19 protein-coding genes are annotated in these 19,647 nt (G+C 64.6%); 10 read left to right on the top strand and 9 right to left on the bottom strand.

Annotation, left to right across the window (positions count from 1 at the left end):
* Positions 1 to 47 precede the first annotated feature (47 nt).
* Positions 48 to 461: a response regulator gene (locus J4G43_RS03330; RefSeq protein ID WP_208089233.1), complete on the top strand. Its 414-nt coding sequence runs from the start codon at positions 48 to 50 to the stop codon at positions 459 to 461.
* Between the two features lie 67 nt (positions 462 to 528).
* Positions 529 to 4,029 (top strand): PAS domain S-box protein, encoded by a 3,501-nt coding sequence (locus tag J4G43_RS03325; protein WP_208083985.1) that lies wholly within the window; start codon positions 529 to 531, stop codon positions 4,027 to 4,029.
* Positions 4,030 to 4,186: 157 nt separating this feature from the next.
* Here J4G43_RS03325 and J4G43_RS03320 read toward each other — a convergent pair whose 3' ends face one another.
* Positions 4,187 to 4,822, bottom strand: a complete 636-nt coding sequence (locus tag J4G43_RS03320; protein WP_071916993.1) for a response regulator transcription factor — start codon at positions 4,820 to 4,822, stop codon at positions 4,187 to 4,189.
* A gap of 149 nt (positions 4,823 to 4,971) precedes the next feature.
* On the opposite strand from J4G43_RS03320, the gene J4G43_RS03315 reads away from it, so the two are divergent.
* Positions 4,972 to 5,262: a hypothetical protein gene (locus J4G43_RS03315; RefSeq protein WP_063980465.1), complete on the top strand. Its 291-nt coding sequence runs from the start codon at positions 4,972 to 4,974 to the stop codon at positions 5,260 to 5,262.
* 54 nt (positions 5,263 to 5,316) lie between these two features.
* Here the strand turns inward: J4G43_RS03315 and J4G43_RS03310 are convergent, their stop codons facing one another.
* The 7 genes from J4G43_RS03310 to J4G43_RS03280 all read right to left on the bottom strand — a co-directional run bounded on the left by J4G43_RS03310 (position 5,317) and on the right by J4G43_RS03280 (position 11,768).
* A complete protein-coding gene (locus J4G43_RS03310; RefSeq protein ID WP_071908597.1) occupies positions 5,317 to 5,820 on the bottom strand; it encodes a response regulator in 504 nt (167 codons plus the stop codon).
* Positions 5,821 to 5,975: 155 nt separating this feature from the next.
* Positions 5,976 to 6,293, bottom strand: coding sequence for a hypothetical protein (locus J4G43_RS03305; RefSeq protein ID WP_014490546.1), 318 nt, complete (start codon positions 6,291 to 6,293; stop codon positions 5,976 to 5,978).
* Positions 6,294 to 6,295: 2 nt separating this feature from the next.
* Complete coding sequence (locus J4G43_RS03300) at positions 6,296 to 7,177, bottom strand: CheR family methyltransferase (protein WP_208083984.1); 882 nt, start codon at positions 7,175 to 7,177, stop codon at positions 6,296 to 6,298.
* Positions 7,178 to 7,236: 59 nt separating this feature from the next.
* Positions 7,237 to 7,623: a response regulator gene (locus tag J4G43_RS03295; protein WP_018321619.1), complete on the bottom strand. Its 387-nt coding sequence runs from the start codon at positions 7,621 to 7,623 to the stop codon at positions 7,237 to 7,239.
* A gap of 32 nt (positions 7,624 to 7,655) precedes the next feature.
* Positions 7,656 to 8,132, bottom strand: coding sequence for a chemotaxis protein CheW (locus tag J4G43_RS03290; protein ID WP_063980462.1), 477 nt, complete (start codon positions 8,130 to 8,132; stop codon positions 7,656 to 7,658).
* Between the two features lie 27 nt (positions 8,133 to 8,159).
* Positions 8,160 to 10,946 carry a hybrid sensor histidine kinase/response regulator gene (locus J4G43_RS03285; RefSeq protein ID WP_208083983.1) on the bottom strand — a complete coding sequence of 929 codons (2,787 nt, stop codon included), beginning with the start codon at positions 10,944 to 10,946 and terminating at the stop codon, positions 8,160 to 8,162.
* 408 nt (positions 10,947 to 11,354) lie between these two features.
* Complete coding sequence (locus J4G43_RS03280; RefSeq protein WP_208089232.1) at positions 11,355 to 11,768, bottom strand: response regulator; 414 nt, start codon at positions 11,766 to 11,768, stop codon at positions 11,355 to 11,357.
* A gap of 497 nt (positions 11,769 to 12,265) precedes the next feature.
* Between J4G43_RS03280 and J4G43_RS03275 the strand changes: the two genes are divergently transcribed.
* The 4 genes from J4G43_RS03275 (at position 12,266) to J4G43_RS03260 (ending at position 14,810) form a co-directional block, all read left to right on the top strand.
* Entirely contained in the window at positions 12,266 to 12,976 is a 711-nt protein-coding gene (locus tag J4G43_RS03275; protein WP_208083982.1) for a Crp/Fnr family transcriptional regulator, read from the top strand.
* Between the two features lie 191 nt (positions 12,977 to 13,167).
* The gene (locus tag J4G43_RS03270) at positions 13,168 to 13,866 is read left to right on the top strand and encodes a Crp/Fnr family transcriptional regulator (RefSeq protein ID WP_208089231.1); all 699 of its coding nucleotides are present in this window, start codon (positions 13,168 to 13,170) and stop codon (positions 13,864 to 13,866) included.
* 152 nt (positions 13,867 to 14,018) lie between these two features.
* The gene (locus J4G43_RS03265) at positions 14,019 to 14,396 is read left to right on the top strand and encodes an Hpt domain-containing protein (RefSeq protein ID WP_063980460.1); all 378 of its coding nucleotides are present in this window, start codon (positions 14,019 to 14,021) and stop codon (positions 14,394 to 14,396) included.
* Between the two features lie 171 nt (positions 14,397 to 14,567).
* Positions 14,568 to 14,810 (top strand): hypothetical protein, encoded by a 243-nt coding sequence (locus J4G43_RS03260; RefSeq protein ID WP_208083981.1) that lies wholly within the window; start codon positions 14,568 to 14,570, stop codon positions 14,808 to 14,810.
* A gap of 63 nt (positions 14,811 to 14,873) precedes the next feature.
* Here the strand turns inward: J4G43_RS03260 and J4G43_RS03255 are convergent, their stop codons facing one another.
* Positions 14,874 to 15,497, bottom strand: coding sequence for a helix-turn-helix domain-containing protein (locus tag J4G43_RS03255; protein WP_208083980.1), 624 nt, complete (start codon positions 15,495 to 15,497; stop codon positions 14,874 to 14,876).
* Positions 15,498 to 15,836: 339 nt separating this feature from the next.
* Between J4G43_RS03255 and J4G43_RS03250 the strand changes: the two genes are divergently transcribed.
* The 3 genes from J4G43_RS03250 (at position 15,837) to J4G43_RS55585 (ending at position 19,308) form a co-directional block, all read left to right on the top strand.
* A complete protein-coding gene (locus tag J4G43_RS03250) occupies positions 15,837 to 17,000 on the top strand; it encodes a hypothetical protein (RefSeq protein WP_063980457.1) in 1,164 nt (387 codons plus the stop codon).
* Positions 17,001 to 17,818: 818 nt separating this feature from the next.
* Positions 17,819 to 19,033 carry an EAL domain-containing response regulator gene (locus J4G43_RS03245; RefSeq protein ID WP_063980456.1) on the top strand — a complete coding sequence of 405 codons (1,215 nt, stop codon included), beginning with the start codon at positions 17,819 to 17,821 and terminating at the stop codon, positions 19,031 to 19,033.
* Entirely contained in the window at positions 19,030 to 19,308 is a 279-nt protein-coding gene (locus J4G43_RS55585; protein ID WP_208083979.1) for a hypothetical protein, read from the top strand. The genes J4G43_RS03245 and J4G43_RS55585 overlap by 4 nt, the downstream gene beginning before the upstream one ends.
* Positions 19,309 to 19,647: the final 339 nt, after the last annotated feature.

Below are 19,647 nucleotides of genomic sequence, written 5' to 3'. Positions count from 1 at the left end.
TGATTTGGGGTCGCTGGACGTCCCATCCGGCCCGGAGGGTTTCAGACGTGGCCAACATCCTGATTGTGGATGACGACCCGGCCGTGCAGATCACGATCCGGCTGATCCTGGAAAGAGCGGGTCATCGAGTTACGGTCGCCGGCGATGGCTACGAGGGACTTGCCCGGTTCGAGACGAGCCAGTTCGACCTCTTGTTCCTCGACATATTCATGCCCGGCATGGACGGACTGGAGACGATGCGCCACATCCGCGTGCTGCAGCCGGCCCTTCCGATCGTCGTCATTTCCGGCCGCGCCGTCGCGCCGGACGCCTATGCCGAGCCGGACTTTCTGAAGATGGCGACCAAGCTCGGCGCGGTCGCAAGTCTGCAGAAGCCGTTCCGGCCGGACGCCCTGCTCGCCGCTGTCGACGGCTGCCTCACATCCGCGCCACAAGCCAATGCCGCCTCCGGCAGCCGATGACGGGGCGATCCATGTTGCAGCGTAGCAGGACATTCGGGACCGCTCGCGACGCGGCGCGAAGGCCGATATGACCCTCGCGACCCGGCTGGCCATCGCAATGATCCTGCTGGTCGCGGCTGCGGTCGCCGCTGTCGGATGGCTGAGCCATTACAGCCTGGAGCAAGCCTTCCTGCCGCGCGTGCTCGACCGTATCGAGGGCCACTCGCGGCTCCTGGCCTCGCAACTCGAAGCGCATGTGAACGGCGCCCGCGCCGACGTTGCGACGTTCCGCTCCCGTGCCGCCGCGCGCGGCATGATCGATGCCCATTTCAACGACGGGGTCGATCCGGTCGACCACCTCTCGGAGAAGACCTGGCGCGACCGGTTGCTGACGCGCCTCGTGGCCGACGTCGGCGCCAACCCGGCCTACGCAAAATTCCGTATCATCGGCGCCGACGGCGTCGAGTATCTGCGCGTCGACCGCTCCGGCCCGAACGGAGCGGTGCGAGCAGTTCCCGACGATGCCTTGCAGAACAAGGGCGAGCGCTCCTTCTTCCAGGCGGCGATCAAGCTGGCAGAAGACCAGGTCAGCGTCTCCCCGGTCGAACTGGACGTCGACGACGGCGTGGTTCAGATGCCCTATGTTCCGACCTTGCGCGTCGCGGCGCCCCTGTTTGGGTCCGATCACCGGCTGTTCGGCATCGTCGTCATCAATGTCGACATGCGCCAGGTGTTCGACCGGATCAGGATATCGATCCGGAACGGTGAAGCGGTCTATGTGGTCGGCCGTAACGGCGACTATCTCGTGCATCCGGATCGCACCCGCGAGTTCGGTTCGCAACTGGGGACACCAACACGCTGGCAGGACGACTTCCCCTATTTCGCAGCCATCACCGGATCGACGCTGGGCGCGACCCAGGTCGTGCCGGGCAGTGACGGCAAGCCGAGCGGCACCGCGATCGCGCCCGCAATCCTGGCCGAGGACCAGTGGGTCGGCGTCATCCGCGTCGTGCCCAACGCCGTCTTCATGGCGCCGGCCGTCACCATCGAGAAATCGACCATCACGATCGGCCTCATCGCGGTGCTGGTCGCCGCCATACTGGCCGTGCTGCTGGCGCGGTCGTTGACCCGGCCGATCGGGCAGCTCACTGCGGCGGTCGAGTGGCTTGGTCGAGACAATTCCATCAGAATTCCAACCGACGCCCCCGGCGAGACCGGTGTGCTGGCGCGGGCATTTGCCCGTCTGATCGATGAAATGCGGGCGAAGACGGCAGCGCTGGAGCATGAGGTCGAGGAGCGGCGGCGCACTGAGGCCGCGCGCGACCAGCTTGCCGTCCGCGAACGCCTGTTCAGCGCGGCCGTCGAATCCTCCGACGATTCGATCGTGATGCAGACGCTCGACGGCATCATCATCGGCTGGAATGCGGCGGCCGAGCGCCTCTACGGCTATACGGCCGAGGAAGCGGTCGGACAGCCGACCTTGATCCTCCTGCCACCCGATCGCCGCGAAGAGGGCAAGGATTATCTGCGGCGGATTGCGACGGGCGAGCGGATCGAGCATTTCGAAACGGTGCGCCTGCGCAGGGACGGCCGTCCGGTCGAAATCTCGGTGAGCCTGTCACCGATCAGGGGCGATTCGGGCGAGATCATCGGCGCGTCCGGCACGGCGCGCCGCCTGACCGACGCGCGACGGACCGAGCGCGCGCTGCAACAGCAGATCGAGGAACGGCGGCAGCTGTTCGACGCCTCGGAAGATCTGATCATGATCATGGATTCGCGGGGCCATATCGTGCAGGTCAGCCCGAGCAGCCAGGCCGTGCTCGGCTACTCGCCGGACGAGATGATCGGCCGCAGCGGCGTCGATTTCATCCATCCCGCGCATCTCGAGCAATCCCGCGAGGAGATGCGCGCGCTCCGGCGCGGCGGGCACCCCAGGCTCGCCGACACCCGCTGCATCCACAAGGACGGACGCGAGGTCTGGCTGTCCTGGCTCGGCAACTGGTCAGATCAGGCCAAACGCTTCTTCTTCGTCGGACGCGACATGACCGAGGCGAGGCGCGCGGAAGAGTCCTTGCGCGAAAGCGAGCTGCTCGCGCGCAATATCGTCGAGACCGCGCTCGACGCCTTCGTCCAGACCGACGAGCGCAGCACCATCCTGAACTGGAGCTCGCGGGCCGAGGAGCTGTTCGGCTGGCGGCGCGACGAAGCGCTGGGCAGGAATGGGGTCGACCTCATCGTCGCCGAGAGCGAGCGGGAGCGGGTCAAGGCCGGCCTCGCGCGCTTCCTCGAGTCCCAGCACGGCCAGACGCTCAACCGCCGCCGCGAGCTCACGGTTCGCCATCGCGACGGCAAGGAATTCAGGGCCGAGCTGAGCGTCACAGCGCTGAAACGCCGCGAAGGCATTCTGTTCAACGTGTTCTACCGCGACCTCACCGACAAGATCGCGTCCGAGGAGCGCATCCGCCACGCCGACAAGATGGAGGCGGTCGGCCAGCTCACCGGCGGCGTGGCGCATGACTTCAACAACATCCTCACCGTCATCACCGGGACGATCGAGATCCTGGCCGACGCGGTGGCGAAGGAGCCGGAGCTTGCGGCGATCACGAAGATGATCGACGAGGCCGCAGGGCGCGGCGCCGAGCTGACCCAGCACCTGCTCGCCTTCGCGCGCAAGCAGCCGCTCCAGCCGCGCGAGGTCGACATCAACGCGCTGATCATCGACACCGCAAAGCTGTTGCGCCCGACGCTGGGCGAGCAGATCCAGATCGAATCGGTGTTCGAGGACGAGAGCTGCGTCGCGATCGTCGACCCCAACCAGCTCACCACCGCGATCCTCAACCTCGCGCTCAATGCCCGCGACGCCATGCCCGGCGGCGGCAAGCTGATCGTGGAGACCGGCGCCGCCTATCTCGACGAGGTCTATGCCAGCGTCAACGACGTCAGGCCCGGACACTATGTGCTGATCGCCGTGAGCGATACCGGCACGGGCATTCCTGCGCACATGCTGGCCCGGGTGTTCGATCCGTTCTTCACCTCGAAGGGACCGGGCAAGGGCACCGGGCTCGGGCTGTCGATGGTCTACGGCTTCATCAAGCAGTCTACGGGCCACATCAAGATCTACAGCGAGGAAGGCCACGGGACCACGATCAAGATGTATCTGCCGCCCGGCAAGACGGCCGCGGCCGTGGGCGAAGGCGTGACGCCGTCGACGATCGAGGGCGGACACGAGACGATCCTCGTGGTCGAGGACGACCGGCTGGTGCGCGACTACGTGCTGGCGCAGCTGCATTCGCTCGGCTACGTCACCTTGCAGGCCGCGAACGCCGCGGAGGCGCTCGCGATCGTCGCCACCGGCAAGCCGTTCGACCTGCTGTTCACCGACGTCATCATGCCCGGCAAGTTGAACGGACGGCAGCTCGCCGACGAGGTGTCGAAGACGCGTCCGGACCTCAGGGTGGTCTACACCTCAGGCTATACGGAGAACGCGATCATCCATCATGGCCGGCTGGATTTAGGCGTGCTGCTGTTGGCGAAGCCGTATCGCAAATCCGATCTGGCGCGGATCATCCGCAAGGCGCTGAGCAGTTGAGGAACCGTGTCCCAGACAAGGCGCAGCGTGCAACGCTGCGGCGCAGAGCCGGGACCCAGAACTGTCAGCCGTGACATTGGAGAGATGGGCCCCGGCTCAGCAGCGCATCATTGCATGACGCGCTGCGTCCGGGGCACGAGAGAGATGGCCAGTCGCGTTACGACGCGCGCTGGGCCGCGGTCATCACGATGCGGATCAGATCGGCGGCGTTGCGCGCCCCGAGCTTCTTCATGATGTTGGCGCGATGGTCCTCGATGGTGCGTGGGCTGATGCCGAGCGTGCGGCCGGCTTCCTTGTTGGACGCACCGGAAGCGAACTGCTCGAGCACCTCGCGTTCACGCCGCGTCAACGGCTCGCGTCCGGGGAAGTGCAGCGAAGAGAATTTCGGCGATACGCTCTCTGCCTGCCTGCGTGCATAGGCTCCGATCGCCTCGTCCAGCCGGCCGACGATCTCGCTGCCGCGGAACGGCTTTTCGATGAAATCGAGCGCGCCGCTCTTGATGGCGCCCACCGCCATCGAGATGTCGCCCTGCCCGGAGATCATGAAGATCGGCGCCGGATAATCTTCGCCCTGCAGTTCCTTCAGAATGTCGAGGCCCGACTTTCCGGGAATGTGCACGTCGAGCAGGATCGCAGCCGGCGTACGGTTCCGCGCGACGGAGAGCAGCGCTGCGCCGTCCGCAAAACAGATCACCTCATAACCCGCCGCCTTCAACACCATCGACAAGGTGTCGCGAACCGCAGGGTCGTCGTCGACCACGAAGATTTCACCACGAGAGGTTTGCTCGGCCATGTGCCACATCCAGTTGGCATTACGGACTCGCGTCCGCGCCAACCGTTATGGCGTTCGGCGCGGATTCGGCCCACCCGTATTTGTACGGGACATAGACTTAACGCACAAGTAGCGGCATTGCGCCTAATTGCAGGAGACGGAGAATATCCATGCTAAATTTGGCCGATACGCCGCCGCTGGTCGCGACATCCGAGGCCGACAGCCAACGATTGATCGCCGCAGACCTTCGCTTGCTGATCGCACAGATCGAGACCAGTATGCGCCGGATCGCCGCAGCCATGGATCAAGAACACAGCAACGATCCGGAAGGTTCCGCCGACGTCTTCATACTCGACGACGTCACGCCGCGTTATGCCACCGCGAACGCCGCTCTCAACGCCTGCCGGGCAGGCCTCGGCCACGCCCTGCAATACCTGTCTGAATCCGGCAATCCGGCTTGAATTGCGACCGGCGCGGCGCAGTGCCCGCGTCCGATCGCATGGCAGCTCCGCGCCTCAGGCGCGGTGCCGTTCCACGATCGCGTCGGTAGCGACGCCACCCCAGGTGTGGATCGCCGGCAGCCCCATTGCGGTCTTGCCGAGATTGGCGAGGCTGATCCGCAGCGCGGCGAGATCGAGCGGCTTCGGCAGGCCCTGGAGCTGGATCCCGACGGAACGGGCGAAGCTGCGGGCGGCGCTGCGACGCTTGCCGTCCATACCGCTGATGACGATCACATGGCCTGCGAATTTCGCCGCCGCCATCTCGCGCAGCACGTCGATGCCGTCGCCATCCTCCAGCACGAGATCGAGCGTCACGCAGTCGAAGCGGGCGGCGCGGAGCTTCTCGATCGCCTCGGCGACGGACGGCGCCACCGTGACTTCATGGCCGGCCTGCCTGGCGGCGACCGTGATCAGGCTGCGCTGCGTGGCGTCGTCGTCGACCACCAGGAGCTGAAGCGCACGCCGCTCGGCGACGTCGGGCAGATTTGACGGGATGGGGGAGAGGGAACTTCGGGGCATTGCCGTATCCTGAGATTGAGACGGGCAATTGCTACACGGCTCGCGCTTAGGCCACGTAAAGCCGGTGCGGCGAATTCGTCCGGATGTTTTAGCAAATATGAACCAACGTCGCGGAAAGCGGCGACGGGGCGCGCGGGACGAGGCCTATCTGGTGATCACGCTGCCTCGTCACGGCCGCCGGCGGCGCCGCGCTTCTTCCGGTTCTTGCCGCGCAGGAACTGGATGTCCATTTCGGCACCGTTGACGCGCACCAGCTCGCAACGGCGATAGGCGAGTCCGGTCGACGACAGCAGCAGGAAGAATTCCTTCAGGTTCAATCCCTGGATCGAGCCATCCACGGTGAGGATGGCATCGGTGTCGGAAATCGCATTGAGCTTGCAGTCGCGCCGCCACGTGCCGTCGATCGCCATGATGCAGACATCATAGCCACGACTGAACGTGACGCGCTCCGCGCCCTTGCCATCCTCTGCCATGCCTATCGTCCTGCCAACACCGCCATGCGCGGCGGCGCGGCGCCGGCGAGAGCCGGTTTGGTTGCCGCTGCACGCGGATCGTTCGGCTTGTAGAGGCCGCGACGATCCGGGATCGGCCTGAACGTGTCGGTCAGTCCGACCACGGTTTCGGCTGCACCCAGCACCAGGAAGCCGTCTCCCTCGATCTGGCGGGCGAGGCGGTTGAAGATGTTGATCTTGGTGTCCTGGTCGAAATAGATCAGCACGTTGCGGCAGAAGATGACGTCGAAGGTACCGAGCTGGGCAAAATCATGCAGCAGGTTGAGTTGCCGGTGCTGGATCATCGCGCGCAGCTCGGGATTGATCTGCCACGTCTCGCCGGTCTGCTTGAAATATTTCATCAGCATCTGGATCGGCAGGCCGCGCTGCACCTCGAACTGGCTATAGATGCCGGCCTTGGCCTCCTCGAGCACCTCCTGCGACAGGTCGGTCGCGATGATCTCGATGCGCCAGCCGGTCAGGGCCGCGCCCATCTCCTTCAGGCACATCGCCAGCGAATAGGGCTCCTGCCCGGTCGAGCCGGCGGCGCACCAGATGCGCACGCTCCGTCGGCCGGCGCGCGCCTTGATGACCTCAGGCATGATGGTGTCGCGGAAATGATCGAACGGGACCTTGTCGCGGAAGAAGAAGGTCTCGTTGGTGGTCATGGCTTCGACCACGCTGGTGACGAGCGCGCTCGAGCCGCCCTGCAGCTTCTGCACGAGCTCGCTGATCCCGGAGAGCCCGGCCTTGCGGGCGAGCGGCAACAACCGGCTTTCGATCAGATATTGCTTGTCTGCGGACAGGTCGAGCCCGGAATGATCCCTCAGGAACTTACGCAGATACTCATACTCGGTCGGGGTCACGGATAGCCTCTCGGAAGCTGTACTGGGGACACTCTGGCTCAAACGCTCGGGCCAGATACTCAGACCATGGCTTGTCCGACCGGGATCAAGCCGACTTCAGCGAATTTGTCGGCGATGATGTCTTTATCGAAGGGCTTCATAATGTACTCGTTGGCGCCGCCGCTGAGCGCCTGGGCGATATGAGCCACGTTGTTCTCGGTGGTGCAGAACACCACCTTCGGCTGGTCGCCGCCGGGCAGGCGGCGCATGTGGCCCATGAACTCGAAGCCGTCCATCACGGGCATGTTCCAGTCGAGCAGCACCGCATCGGGCAACTGCCGCTGGCAGATCTCCAGCGCCTTCGAGCCGTCCTCGGCCTCGGTAACTTCGAATTCCAGGCCTTCCAGGATCCGGCGCGCGATCTTTCGCACGACGCTGGAATCATCGACCACCAAACATGTCTTCATTTTGGTTCTCCGGCTTCGATGTTTCGGTTAGCTCAGGCAGCCATTTGCACTTCGGTTTTAAGCTCGAGGACGCGATCGACGTCGAGGACGACCATGAGCTGGCCGTCGAGGCGGTGGACGCCGCCGGCAAGCTTGGCCATGCGGGGGTCGAGGTTGACGGGGTTCTCTTCCATGCCGGCCTCGGCAAGCCGCAGCACCTCGCCGATCTGGTCGATCAGGAGGCCGTAGGATTCACCGCGCAGGTCGACGCCGACCGCCATCGGGGTCTTGCCGTCCTCGGGCTTGGGCAGGCCGAGCCGGGCGCGCATGTCGACCACGGTGACGATGCGGCCGCGCAGGTTCAGCACCCCCGCGATCTCGCGCGAGGACAGGGGAACGCGGGTGACGCGCTCGGGCATGAACACGTCCTGGACCCGGGAGATCGGCAGGCCGAACAGCTGGCCGCCGATCATCGCGGTGACGTATTCGACCATGGCGCCTTCGCCGATCTGCGTCTTCTTGTTGCTCATAGCGGTATCTCCTGATCCCCAGTGCCGTTACGCCGCTGCCCGGCTCAGCTCGGAGGCGCCGGCGGCGCCCGCGGTCTGTTCCTTCAGCGCCGCGATCAGACCGGGACGGTCGAACTTGGCAACATAGTCGTGGAAGCCGGCCTGACGGCCGCGCTCGATCGCCGCCGGCGACACCAGCGCGGACAGGCCGATGATCGGCATCGCGCCCAGATTGGTGTCGGAGCGGATCACTTCGGCGAACTCGAACCCGTTCATGTCGGGCATCTCGATGTCGGTCAGGACCACGTCGAAGCTCTGCGCACGCAGTGCAGCCAGGCCCTCCTGCGCGGTCGGCGCGGTGCGGACGCGGTAGCCGGCCGCCTTCAGCACCGGGGCCAGCATGTTACGGAAGAAGGCCGAGTCGTCGACCAGCAGCACCGACTGCGAGTGCTGCGACGGCTTCATCTCCTTGCGGGTGAACCAGTCGGCGAACGCCATGGGGAGGAAGTGGCCGACGTCGATCACCTCGGTGGCCTGGCCCTTGATCACGGCCGAGCCGAGAATGCCGGAGGCGGAGCCGCCGACCTCGATGTTGAGCCGTTCCTCGACGATGTCGATGATCTCGTCGACGACGAGGCCCATGGAGCGGCCGTCGTCCGCAAACACCAGGATCGGCTGGGCGCCCTGGCTCGCAATGGTGACGCTCTCCATGGCGACGAGCGGCATCAGCTGCTCGCGATACTGCACCATGTAGCGGCCGTTGCTGAACTCGATCTTGTCGGCCGGCAGCTCTTCCAGGCGGGTAACGAGCCCGAGCGGGACCGCCTTGGGCTGGCTGGAGCCAGCGCGGAACACGAGGAGCGAGGTGGTCTGCTCGCCACTTCCGATGTGATGCGCGCCATTCTCGTCGCCCATGTCATGGGCCGAGGAGCCGGCGGCGCCGAGCGCCTTGGCAATGCCGTTGGGATCGATGATCATGATGACAGCGCCATCGCCCAGAATGGTGTTGCCGGAGAACATGTCGATGTGACGGAGCTTCGTCGACATCGGCTTGACCACGATCTCTTCGGTGTGGAACACGCCGTCGACGACGATGCCAAAGGTCTGGCTGCCGACCTGGGTCACCACGATAAAACCGTTCTCGGGATCGGAGGCGGCGCCGTCGTCGATCTTGAGCAGCTTCTTGAGGTGGATCAGCGGCAAGAGCTTGTTGCGCAACCTGAGGACAGCGGTGTCCTTGATGCGCTCGATGCGGTGCTCGGAGTTGGCGCGGGCACGGACGAGCTCGACCACCGAGAGCTGCGGGATCGCGAAGCGGTCGCCGGCGGCCTCGACGATCAGCGCCGAGACGATGGCCAAGGTCAGCGGGATCTTGATGGTGACGGAGGAACCCTCGCCGGCCACCGACTTGATGTCGATGGTGCCGCCGATCTGGTCGATATTGGTGCGCACCACGTCCATGCCGACGCCGCGGCCGGAGACCGAGGTGATCGCAGCTGCCGTGGAGAAGCCGGGCGCGAAGATGAACTTGTGGATCTGGGCTTCGCTCATCTTCTCGAGCTCGGCCTCGGTGACGAGACCTGAGGAGATCGCCTTGGCCTTGATCCTCTCGGTGTTGAGGCCGCGGCCGTTGTCCGCGATGCAGATGATGATGTGGCCGCCCTCGTGATAGGCGGACAGGCGGATGGTGCCCTGCTCGCCCTTGCCGGACGCGAGCCGCTCGGCGGGGGTCTCCAGGCCGTGGTCGGCGGAGTTGCGCACCATGTGGGTGAGCGGGTCCTTGATCAGGTCGAGCACCTGGCGGTCGAGCTCGGTGTCGGCGCCGTGCATCTCCAGCTCGATCTGCTTGCCGAGTTCGCTCGACAGATCGCGGACGATGCGGGGCAGCTTCTGCCAGGCATTGCCGATCGGCTGCATGCGCGTCTTCATGACGCCTTCCTGCAGCTCGGCGGTGACGTTGGACAGGCGCTGCAACGGCACCTTGAACTCGGTGTCCTCGTTGCGGCGGGAGATCTCCAGCAGCTGGTTGCGGGTCAGGACCAGCTCGGAGACCATGGTCATCAGGTGCTCCAGCGTATCCACGTTGACGCGGATCGACTGGTTGGCGATGCGGTCGCCCTCGGCGGCGCCCTCGTCGGCCATCGACTTCTTCGGCGCGGCCTTCTCCTTGGCGGGCTTCGCAGCTTCCTTGGCGGCGGGCGCGGGAGCTTCAGCAGCCGGCGCGGGCTCGGCCTTGGCGACGGGGGCCGGCGCTTCGATCGCGGTCTCGCGGAAGGCGCGCTCGAGCTCGTCGAGCGAGACTTCGCCCGGACGCAGCGGACGCTCTAGGGTCTGGTCGATCAGCGAACCCTCGGTCATTTCTTTTTCTTTCGACGGTGCAACCTTTGCTTCGACGGGAGTGGGAGCTTCCGGCACGAGCGGCGGTGCATCAGCAACAGCACCTGCGGCCATCGCCGCCATGCCCTGCTCGACCATCGCTTCCAGCTTGTCGATGAGATCGCGGTCGTTGCCTTCGGGCTCGGCTTCGGTCGCCTCGAGGCCGGCGAGGATCTCCTTGATGCGGTCGATCGAGGACAGGATCACCGTCACCGCGCCGGCCGTCACCGGCATGCCGTCACGGAATTTGCTCATCAGGGTCTCGCCGGCATGCGCCAGCGCTTCAAGCCGCGGCAGACCGAGGAAGCCGCACGTGCCCTTGATGGTGTGGACCAGGCGGAAGATGTTATCCAGGATCTTGGCGTTGTTCGGCTCCTGCTCGAACTTCACCAACTGATTGTCGACGGTGTCCAGGCTCTCGCTGGTCTCCGTCAAAAACTCCCGCAACAGATCATCCATGAGCTACGCCTTACTGAGCCGGACTTCGACGCCTGGGCCGCACCTGGAGTTCGGCGGAGGTCCGCGGTTGGATCGTTAGACAACCCCTTTCACGGTCCCGTTAATTTCAGCCTCCGTGCTAATACGGATATTGAAGACAAGTTTGCGCTTCGAGGCCTGCGATAGCGTCTTGCGACAAAAGCGGCGCCGCATCTCGCGCGACAGGCGCGATAGGTAAACGCTCCGATAACAACACTGCGACGTGCGCAAAAAATCCCGTCGGCGAAGGACGATATGCACGGGCCGCGCGAATTGAATCAAATCACGCGCAATCAGAATCGCTCACACCGCCGCCCGCTGCTCGCCTGCTCAATCCGCAACAGCTGCGCTTGCGGTAAACGGACGCTTATTTCACGGCCGTCGCGATTGCTACCGCGCTAACCCAATTGCGGAGACAGCACGATGCGCCGCGAGGCAATCCTTGATGGCAGCGAGTAACGCATCCGGTGTAAACGGCTTGCGAAGGCAACGCGCAGCGCCGAGCTCCGGCGCCATCCGGAGGAAGTCGGGTGCGGGCGCGTTCAAATTTGCGAAGGCGTAGCCGGACATCGCAATCAGCGGAATGGCCGGCGCGCTCTCGCGCAAGATCCGGATCGACTCGAACCCGCGGATATGCGGCATGAAGATGTCGATCATCATCAGATCGACCAGTTCGTTCTCGAGAGCGCGGAGGCCGGCTTCTCCTCCGTCGGCAATCGTCACCCGGAAATGATTCCGCTGCAGATAGATCTCGATCGCCATGCACATCATCGGATCGTCGTCGACAACGAGAATATGGTGCAGATCCGCCGTGCCCGTTTGAGCTTCCCGTCTCGGCGATTCAAAAATCAAACCGTGGGCCACGCCGCTCTCCTCTGGCTGGGGTCGAAACACTTGATGGCCGCAAGCGTCAACGGTCCTGTCGAGAAATCACGGGCAGGTGCGACAGTCGCGGAGTCGCGAAGTCGCGCAGACCAGTCCCGGATGGCGAGAATGCGCGCTTAAGGGGAAGCCGCAGGTGCCGGCCGGGGTCCGATGATGGCGCAGATGCGATGCTAGCGGCTCATGACAGCCCTCTTGCCGCTTTTTCCTGCCGCCCGGCGCAAGACGGACGCCCCTAATTGACGCGCGGATCAGCGTGCGTTTCTCAATTTCCGCCGCAAATGCCGCAGCCTGTCTGCCCCCCAACGGGTATATGGACGGCACCACAACCTTTACAATATGTTTTGGTCGCCGTGCAACTGGATGACGCACAGGGCGCGGCGCCCGATCGTCCTAATGAACGCGCCGGATTGACCTGCATGACCGCGAGCGGCCACCCGTCCAACCAGTTGCTGCAAATGCTCGGCGCGGCGGATTTCGATCTGCTGCGCCCCCATCTCGCGACAGTCGAAATGGTCAGGGAATCTGTCTTGGCCGAGGCAGGCGCCGGGCTGCGACATGTCTACTTCCCGCACGGCGGATCCGTTTCGATCACGGTGGGTCTCTCCGAGGGACAGATGATCGAGGTCGCGATGCTGGGCCGCGACAGCGCCGTCGGCGCCGGCGCCGCCCTTGCCGACGGCATCGCTCCGACGGATGCCGCCGTGCTCTTCCCCGGGACTGCGTCCGTGCTCGAAATCGCGGCCTTCCGGGCGGTGGCGGCCGCAAGCGCGCAGTTTCGCGGCCTGATGATCCGCCACGAGCAGGCGCTGCTCGCGCATGCGCAGCAATCCGTGCTGTGCAATACGGTGCACCCGGTCGAAGCGCGACTGGCGCGTTGGCTCCTGCGTGCCCGTGACCTGTCCGATAGCAAGTTCCTTCCGCTGACACAGGAGACGCTGGCGCAGATGATGGGCGTACGGCGCAACGCGATTTCCCTCGTCGCAAATGCGCTCCAGCGCGCCGGCATCATTCACTACACCCGCGGCCAGATCGAGATCGTCGACGAGCGCGCATTGGAGACGAGGTCCTGCGACTGCTATGCGGCGGTGAAGGGCTGCCACGCCCGCCTGCTGGGAGCCCCGCGATGAAGATAGCCCGGCGCAACCGGCCTGCTGCATGCCGGTTTGCACACAGTGCAGCAGAGGCGCCATCGCAACCGGACATCTTGTCCCAATTGCCAATATATCCCGACGAGAACATGATCAAACTTGTCCGTGCAGCGAGCAGCCCGTTCGCTTCGAGTTCGGGGGCTGATGAGACGGAGGCAGTCTTGGAAACGATGGTGCGCCCATCCAACGGTTTCCTGTCCGCACTGTCGGCGGAGGATTACGAATTGATCCGCCCGCATTTGCGCATGATCGATCTGCCGCACGAAGCGATCCTGGTGGAGACCGGCGAAACGCTCAAGCGCGCCTACTTCCCCCACCGCGGCGTCATCTCGCTGGTGGTGGAACTCGCCAAGGGCGAGCATGTGCAGGTCGCCATGGTCGGCCGCGACAGCCTGCTGGGAACGCTCTCGACCATGGGCGATGCCTGCGCGCTGAACACGGCAATCGTGCTGGTCCCCGGTGCCGCCTCCGTGATGGACCTCGACCGGCTGCGCGACGCGGCCGACCAGAGCAGCACCTTGCGGACGCTGCTCACCCGTCACGGGCTGGCCGTCTACGCACAGGTCCAGCAGACCGCGGGCTGCAACGCCGCCCATCCGGTGGAATCGCGGCTGTCGCGTTGCCTGCTGCACACCCATGACCTGTCGGGCGATTACCGGCTGCTGCTGACCCAGGAGGCGATGGCGCAGATGATCGGGGCGCGCCGCAACAGCGTGTCGCTGGTCGCCAATACGTTGCAGCACGCCAATTTCATCCACTACAGCCGCGGACACATCCAGATCCTCAACCTGGACGGCCTGCGCCAGACGGCGTGCGAATGCTATGCCACCGTGAAGGCCCAGTACGACCGGCTGCTCGGCCCGCGCTGACCGGCGCCTTGGTAAACCGGCGGCTAACGCCGGCCTGCAAACACGGATCGTCCTGCTACCGGAACTGAAATTCGGATGCCCTAGACACGGGGCATGCCTCGCGCCGTACAGGCCGCGCGGCAGACGAACCGTGACCAGGACGGGCCAAAGCCATGTTTGAAGTGACCGCCGCGCCGATGCCAAAAGCGCTCGATGCTGCGCCCGCGCGCGAGCCGGGTGCGTACGAAGCGCTGGTGCGGGAGATCGGCGAGGACGGGGCCTGTGAAGTCCGTGACGTGTTCTGGAGCGAGACCTGCGCGCGTCTGCAGCTGTTCCGCACGCTCTCGCTCGCGCGGCACCTCGCCAGGATCACCCGCGAAGCGCATTCGCTGAAGAGCGCGGCCGGAACGTTCGGCTATGTCAGGCTTGCGGCGCTGGCGCTGCGGCTGGAGCAGACCGCGGAGACGCTTGGCGAGGCCGAATTCCACGGTCTCCTCGACCTGATGGATGCCGCCTACGCCGCCGCGCGCGCACAGGAGCCGCAGGGCTAGAGCCATTTTCGTTTCGATGGAATCGGAGCGGGGCTTGCGCAAACCGTATCCACTTCGCTCGAAAACGCTCTGACGAAAACCGCACCAAGCCCGCCGTACTTCTACGGTTTGGGATTTTCACAGATGGCTAATCATAGGTGGCGATAGTCGCCGGAAACCAGGAGGGTTTCCATGTTCACCTATGAGACTGCGGATCAGAAAGAGGTCCGTCGCTTCCGCATCGCACAGTTCAACGGCAGGACGGTGAAGGCTGGCGAGGCGACGGTGACTGGTTTCGTTCGCTCGGTGCTGGAGCAGGAATCGAGCATGCCGCCGCGCTGGACTATCACGATCATTCCGAGCACGCCGAAGGAAGAGCCCAAGTCGCTGCGGCCGCCGTCGCGGGTACGCCCTTTCGCCGAGGATTATCTCTGAACCCATCGGGTCCCCAGGCCATTCTCAGGCTTGATCGCCCGCCTGGCGGCGCAGGACAGAACCTCAATCGATCGAATGCAGCAGCGCCGCACGGACGAGGTCCGCGGTGTTGCGCGCGCCGAGCTTGCGCATCGCCTCGGCGCGATGGCTCTCGAACGTGCGCGGGCTGATCTGCATCCGCAGCGCGCCCTGCTTGTTCGAGTAGCCCTCGCTGATCAGCCTCAGCACCTCGCGTTCGCGCTTGGTCAGCCGCTTCTGGCCCGACAGGCCCAGCAACTCGGTGCTCGGCACACGCTGCGCTTGCTGTGCGCGGGCGGCGTTCAATTCGGCGCCCTCGGTCCTGGACTGGATCGGCAGGGCATCCCTATGAGGGCCGGCAAGCTGCTTGACCACGCCGCAAACGCGTTCGGTCTGCGCCAGCGCATTCTCCACCACGCGCTGCAAATAGGCCCGATCGGCCGTAACCGGCGCGAGCTGGTCGCTGTGGTGCTTGATCTCGCCCATGTAGAGCAGGAGCGCGGTCAGGGGGCCGTTGAGCTCGCGGGCGATGGCGCTGGCCATCTCGTCGGCGGCCTTGGCGCGGACCGCGTTCAGGCGGGCGAAATCGAGCTCTACGGTCGGAGCAGAGCTGCTTTCGAACCATTCCGACGGCCGCGAATCGGTGGCCGTATCGTTCTGTGACCCCATGTGACTCGTTTAGCGGAACCGAGGCCGGTCTGTGGTTAACTTTTTGCTCCGTAAGACTACGGTAATTTTGGCAGTTTTGTGCTGAAATACCGGCGCAGGCACAATTTATGCTTGAGTACCCACGCGATCGACCACGCGTAGGTTGAGGTTTTCGCCCAAAACTTGAGCAGGCGACGAAATGCCTCCTTAACCAACGCTCCCCAGCGGGCGCCCGCCCTCCCGGTTTTTACGGATAAATTAACAATGACTTGCTTCTCTTAGTCACGATTGAGAGCGCGCAAATGCCTCCACGCATGAGGCCGGTAGGCCTGCGGGAAACGCTGCGGAAGATTGCGTGCCATGAACGAGATCGATCGGCTGTCCGAGTTCTTGCAGAGGCTGACGCCGCTCTCGCGCAGCTGTCTGCTCAGCGAGCTCGAGCGGCTCGAACTGTGCGGCATCGACATGCCGGGCTCGTCCGACATCCAGGCGAAGTTGCGCGCCGAGTTCCGCAAGGACGGATCGACCCAGGCACGCGCCACCAGTCCCTCGCGCTATTTCTTCGCGCCGCTCGAACTGCTCCTGATCGACGGCGCACCCGAGCATGCCAATGCGGGACGGATTTCACGCAACACGCTCACGCCGATCTGGGAGTGGATCTGCCGCGACCTGCTGCCGACCATGGCGCGCGACTACATCAAGGCGATCAACGACCAGGTCACCGCCAACAACCCGAAGGAAGTGCTGAAAACCGCGTCGATCTTCCAGACCAAGGTCCTCAAGGTCCTCGAGAACACACTCGCATCGGCGGAGAGCACCGAGTTCGCACGCGCCAAGCTCACGCAATACACGGCCTCGCGCACCGCCTTCGACGACGTGAGGAAAATGCAGCAGGTGCTGCGCGCCGGCGACGCGCTGCCGAAGTTCAACGAAAAGCTGCCTGAGAAGATCGCGAAATTCGACGACGGCCAGGTTGCCCAGATCACTGCGCAACTCGATGTCTTCAAGAAGTCCCACCCGGACGCGCTGCCCTTTGCGCTGGCGCTGGTGGCGAGGCGGCTGAAGACGTCCTGGGAGCTGGTGCGCCTTGCCACCAGGATCGCCGCGAGCAAGAGCGTGGCCGACGTCGCCGCCACGCCCTATGCCTGCGTCGTTCCCATGGTGCTCGACCGGCTCGACGACAAGCGGCTCGCCCTGCGGGTCGCGCTCAAGCACAACCGCGTGCTGGTCGCGCGCGACCTGCTCGCCGACATCTACGACACCGAATATGCGCTCAAGGTCCGCATCGACGGCATCGAGGGTTGCGAATGGGGTATCCGGCTCCAGCAATTGATGGATGCGATCGCGGCGCTGGTGTCCGCCGAGGTGAGCCGCTTCCCCTCCAATGTCGGCCACATTCTCGGCTCGCGCCGGCTGCGCAGCCACGACACACTCGGCGGCAAGCTGTCCTATCTGGCCTGGAAGGGACGCGACGCCGTGCAGGACGGCGCGGCGGCGTTTCGCAAATTGATCGGGCAAACCTGATATTGCGGCGCGGCTACTCCGCCCGCGGCAGGCACAGGAAGCGATCGGTAAATCGTCCTGACAGAACGAATCTGAACCACCAATACATCAATCGCCGCGTCGTCATTGCTGTAATCCTCGACAGCCCACCACCGGCTGCGCACAGCAATAGCGCAGGTGCAGCAAGACACATGTGATGTGCTTCACATTTGCGCCGCGGCAGCCGGCCACGTTGTCGCAGAACTGTCACGCGTAAACCATGGAACATGCGCGCATCGCGTGAAAATGAACTCCCCCATCGCTGCCATCGCGTCGATCCTGCGATGCACCGCAAGAGCGACGGGAAGGAGGTTGCGATGAGATCGAACCGGCGGACATCGACGATGGCGGCATTGCACGCGCGCGCCAGCGCCGCGCGAAACGCGAGCGGCTCGTAGCGCGTTGAATGAGCTGAATGCGCAGCTCGACAAGCACGGATTCTACAAGGCGTTTCCCGTCCTGAGTCGCGGTCGCGAGCTGGTACTGCATGACCCAGCACGCCGCCACAGGCAATTGAGGCGTCCATTATTCAATTGGGCGAAGTGCGCGCGACCTCGTCCGATTACAGGACAGCGCGCGTGTCCGCAGCCAAGCCGCGTCTTGCAAAAATTGCGCGGGATTGCCGCACGCCCGCGCGCGACGCGCGGGCAGACGTAAAAACTTCTGGAAGAATATCCAGACAATTTTAGACGTGATGCGGGCTTTAACGTTACCCAGATAATTCAACAATCGACTGAAGCTCTCCATATTTGAAACTGCTCCCATCGCTAACACCTGTCGCGGAACGGGAGTGGTTTGCGATGAACGATGAACTTGTTGAGCTCGCCGGACGGAGGCCCAAAACCTTCGGACGGCGAAAGGTAACGCCGCGCGCATGCGTCGCCGACGGCAAGCGCCATCTGCGCGCATTCCTCGCCGAGGTGCTGGAGGATCTTGGTTTCGTCACCAGCGAATGCGCCAGCGCGGACGAGCTGCAGACCGTGCTGACCCGCGAGTTGCCGGACCTGATCCTGCTCGGCATCGCCGCCGACGGCATCGAGCCCGGCACGTTTCTGGAGACGCTGGTGCGCGAGGCCTTCGACGGCAAGGTTCTCGCCGTCGGCGCCCGCGAGTCCATCATCGTCCGGGCCGTGCAGCAGGTCGGCGAGGAGTATGGCCTCGCGATGCTGCCACCACTGACCACACCGTTTGCCGCGGAGACGCTGCGCGAGCGCGTCGCGATGCTGCTGCCGGACGAGCCGGCGCCGAGCCCGGCCGTGTATGTCGGCGAGGCCCTGCACGCCGGCTGGCTCGAGCTCTGGTACCAGCCCAAGATCGACGCGCGTACCTTGGTCCGCAGCGGCGCCGAGGCGCTGGTGCGGATGCGGCATCCGACCTGGGGCGTGGTGCCGCCCGCCTACTTCATCCCCGAAGAGCACGATCCGCATCTGCGCGAGCTCTCGGAGTTCGTGATCGAGCGCGCCTTGCAGGACTGGCACTATCTCCTGGAGCAGCAGAGCCCGGTCGATCTCTCGATCAACCTGCCGACGTCGTATCTGAAGGAGCCGCAGGCGGTGCGCGATCTCTGCCGCCGCATGCCGACGCATCCAGCCTTCGGCGGGCTGACAATCGAGATCGACAGCGAGGAGGCGATCCGCGATCTCGAATTCCTCGTCGAGGTCGCGCGCGAGGTGCGCCTGCACAATATCGGCCTGTCGATCGACAATCTTGGCGCCAACTGGCCGTCACTGATGGATCTGGACAAGATTCCCTTCATCAAGCTGAAGGCCGATCGGCACTTCGTCACCGGCAGCGGCAGCGATCGGCTGAAGCGCACGGTGTGCCGTCACATCGTCGAGCTCGCGCACGCCTACGGCGCGCGCACCGTGGCCGAAGGCGTCGAGAGCCGCGCCGACCTCGTCGCCGCCAACGAGCTCGGCTTCGACCTCGTGCAGGGTTTTCTGTTCGGCAAGCCGATGCCACTGAAGAAGTTTGCCCGGAGTGCGCTGACGCGGACGGTGATGGGGCAGGCGTGAGGCACAGGCCTCACGCCAACCGCCGCGCGAAGAAGAAGACGCACACGACCACGAGCGCGATCGCTGCGATCACCCCCATGAAGGACAGAGATCTCCTAGCGACAGACCCAGGCGCCATTGACCAGCACGCGGGCGCACGTTGGTGCCGCGACAGCGGCGCCTACGGCCGCTCCACCGACTACGGCGCGGCGCGTCGTTCGCCGCGCGACGCCGGCGACACTCACTGGGGTCGCTGGTCGCCCTACGCGGGCCTGTGCGCTCTGAACCGAGAATGAAAGACCATCCTCCTCCGACCACTGCACCGAGCCCATGGCTGCGCAGGCAATAACGGCGCCGGCTAGCCAAAATTTGGTTCCGTGTCGCATGACGTGCTCCTTCCCTTGCTTTCTGCGGATTTCTGTCAGTCGCGTGAGGATGCCGATCACCGTCCCATCAGCGAAACGAGCAGACCAGCCAGGCGGATGCTGTCACTGTGATCGCGAAACAGGGCACGCGATGCACCGGGGAGATAACTCTCCCATCCAGTGCGGCACTGCGTGCAAGAACAGACGTTGATCTAGATCAACGTTGGCAGTCGCATAACGACCGCGCCAAGGTGTGGTCGCGAGCCAATG

This window comes from Bradyrhizobium barranii subsp. barranii (assembly GCF_017565645.3).
In the GTDB taxonomy this organism is placed as follows: Bacteria; Pseudomonadota; Alphaproteobacteria; order Rhizobiales; family Xanthobacteraceae; genus Bradyrhizobium; species Bradyrhizobium barranii.
This window is presented reverse-complemented; position numbering and strand designations above follow the sequence as displayed.

What these genes read in the sequence shown, in the direction of transcription:
- J4G43_RS03265 (WP_063980460.1), top strand. Translation starts at nt 14,019, where the DNA reads ATGTTTGAAGTGACCGCCGCGCCGATGCCAAAAGCGCTCGATGCTGCG.
- J4G43_RS03315 (WP_063980465.1), top strand. Translation starts at nt 4,972, where the DNA reads ATGCTAAATTTGGCCGATACGCCGCCGCTGGTCGCGACATCCGAGGCC.
- J4G43_RS03250 (WP_063980457.1), top strand. Translation starts at nt 15,837, where the DNA reads ATGAACGAGATCGATCGGCTGTCCGAGTTCTTGCAGAGGCTGACGCCG.
- J4G43_RS03310 (WP_071908597.1), bottom strand. Translation starts at nt 5,820, where the DNA reads ATGCCCCGAAGTTCCCTCTCCCCCATCCCGTCAAATCTGCCCGACGTC.
- J4G43_RS03320 (WP_071916993.1), bottom strand. Translation starts at nt 4,822, where the DNA reads ATGGCCGAGCAAACCTCTCGTGGTGAAATCTTCGTGGTCGACGACGAC.
- J4G43_RS03285 (WP_208083983.1), bottom strand. Translation starts at nt 10,946, where the DNA reads ATGGATGATCTGTTGCGGGAGTTTTTGACGGAGACCAGCGAGAGCCTG.
- J4G43_RS03325 (WP_208083985.1), top strand. Translation starts at nt 529, where the DNA reads ATGACCCTCGCGACCCGGCTGGCCATCGCAATGATCCTGCTGGTCGCG.
- J4G43_RS03245 (WP_063980456.1), top strand. Translation starts at nt 17,819, where the DNA reads ATGAACGATGAACTTGTTGAGCTCGCCGGACGGAGGCCCAAAACCTTC.
- J4G43_RS03260 (WP_208083981.1), top strand. Translation starts at nt 14,568, where the DNA reads ATGTTCACCTATGAGACTGCGGATCAGAAAGAGGTCCGTCGCTTCCGC.
- J4G43_RS03295 (WP_018321619.1), bottom strand. Translation starts at nt 7,623, where the DNA reads ATGAAGACATGTTTGGTGGTCGATGATTCCAGCGTCGTGCGAAAGATC.
- J4G43_RS03270 (WP_208089231.1), top strand. Translation starts at nt 13,168, where the DNA reads ATGGTGCGCCCATCCAACGGTTTCCTGTCCGCACTGTCGGCGGAGGAT.
- J4G43_RS03290 (WP_063980462.1), bottom strand. Translation starts at nt 8,132, where the DNA reads ATGAGCAACAAGAAGACGCAGATCGGCGAAGGCGCCATGGTCGAATAC.
- J4G43_RS03275 (WP_208083982.1), top strand. Translation starts at nt 12,266, where the DNA reads ATGACCGCGAGCGGCCACCCGTCCAACCAGTTGCTGCAAATGCTCGGC.
- J4G43_RS03255 (WP_208083980.1), bottom strand. Translation starts at nt 15,497, where the DNA reads ATGGGGTCACAGAACGATACGGCCACCGATTCGCGGCCGTCGGAATGG.
- J4G43_RS03305 (WP_014490546.1), bottom strand. Translation starts at nt 6,293, where the DNA reads ATGGCAGAGGATGGCAAGGGCGCGGAGCGCGTCACGTTCAGTCGTGGC.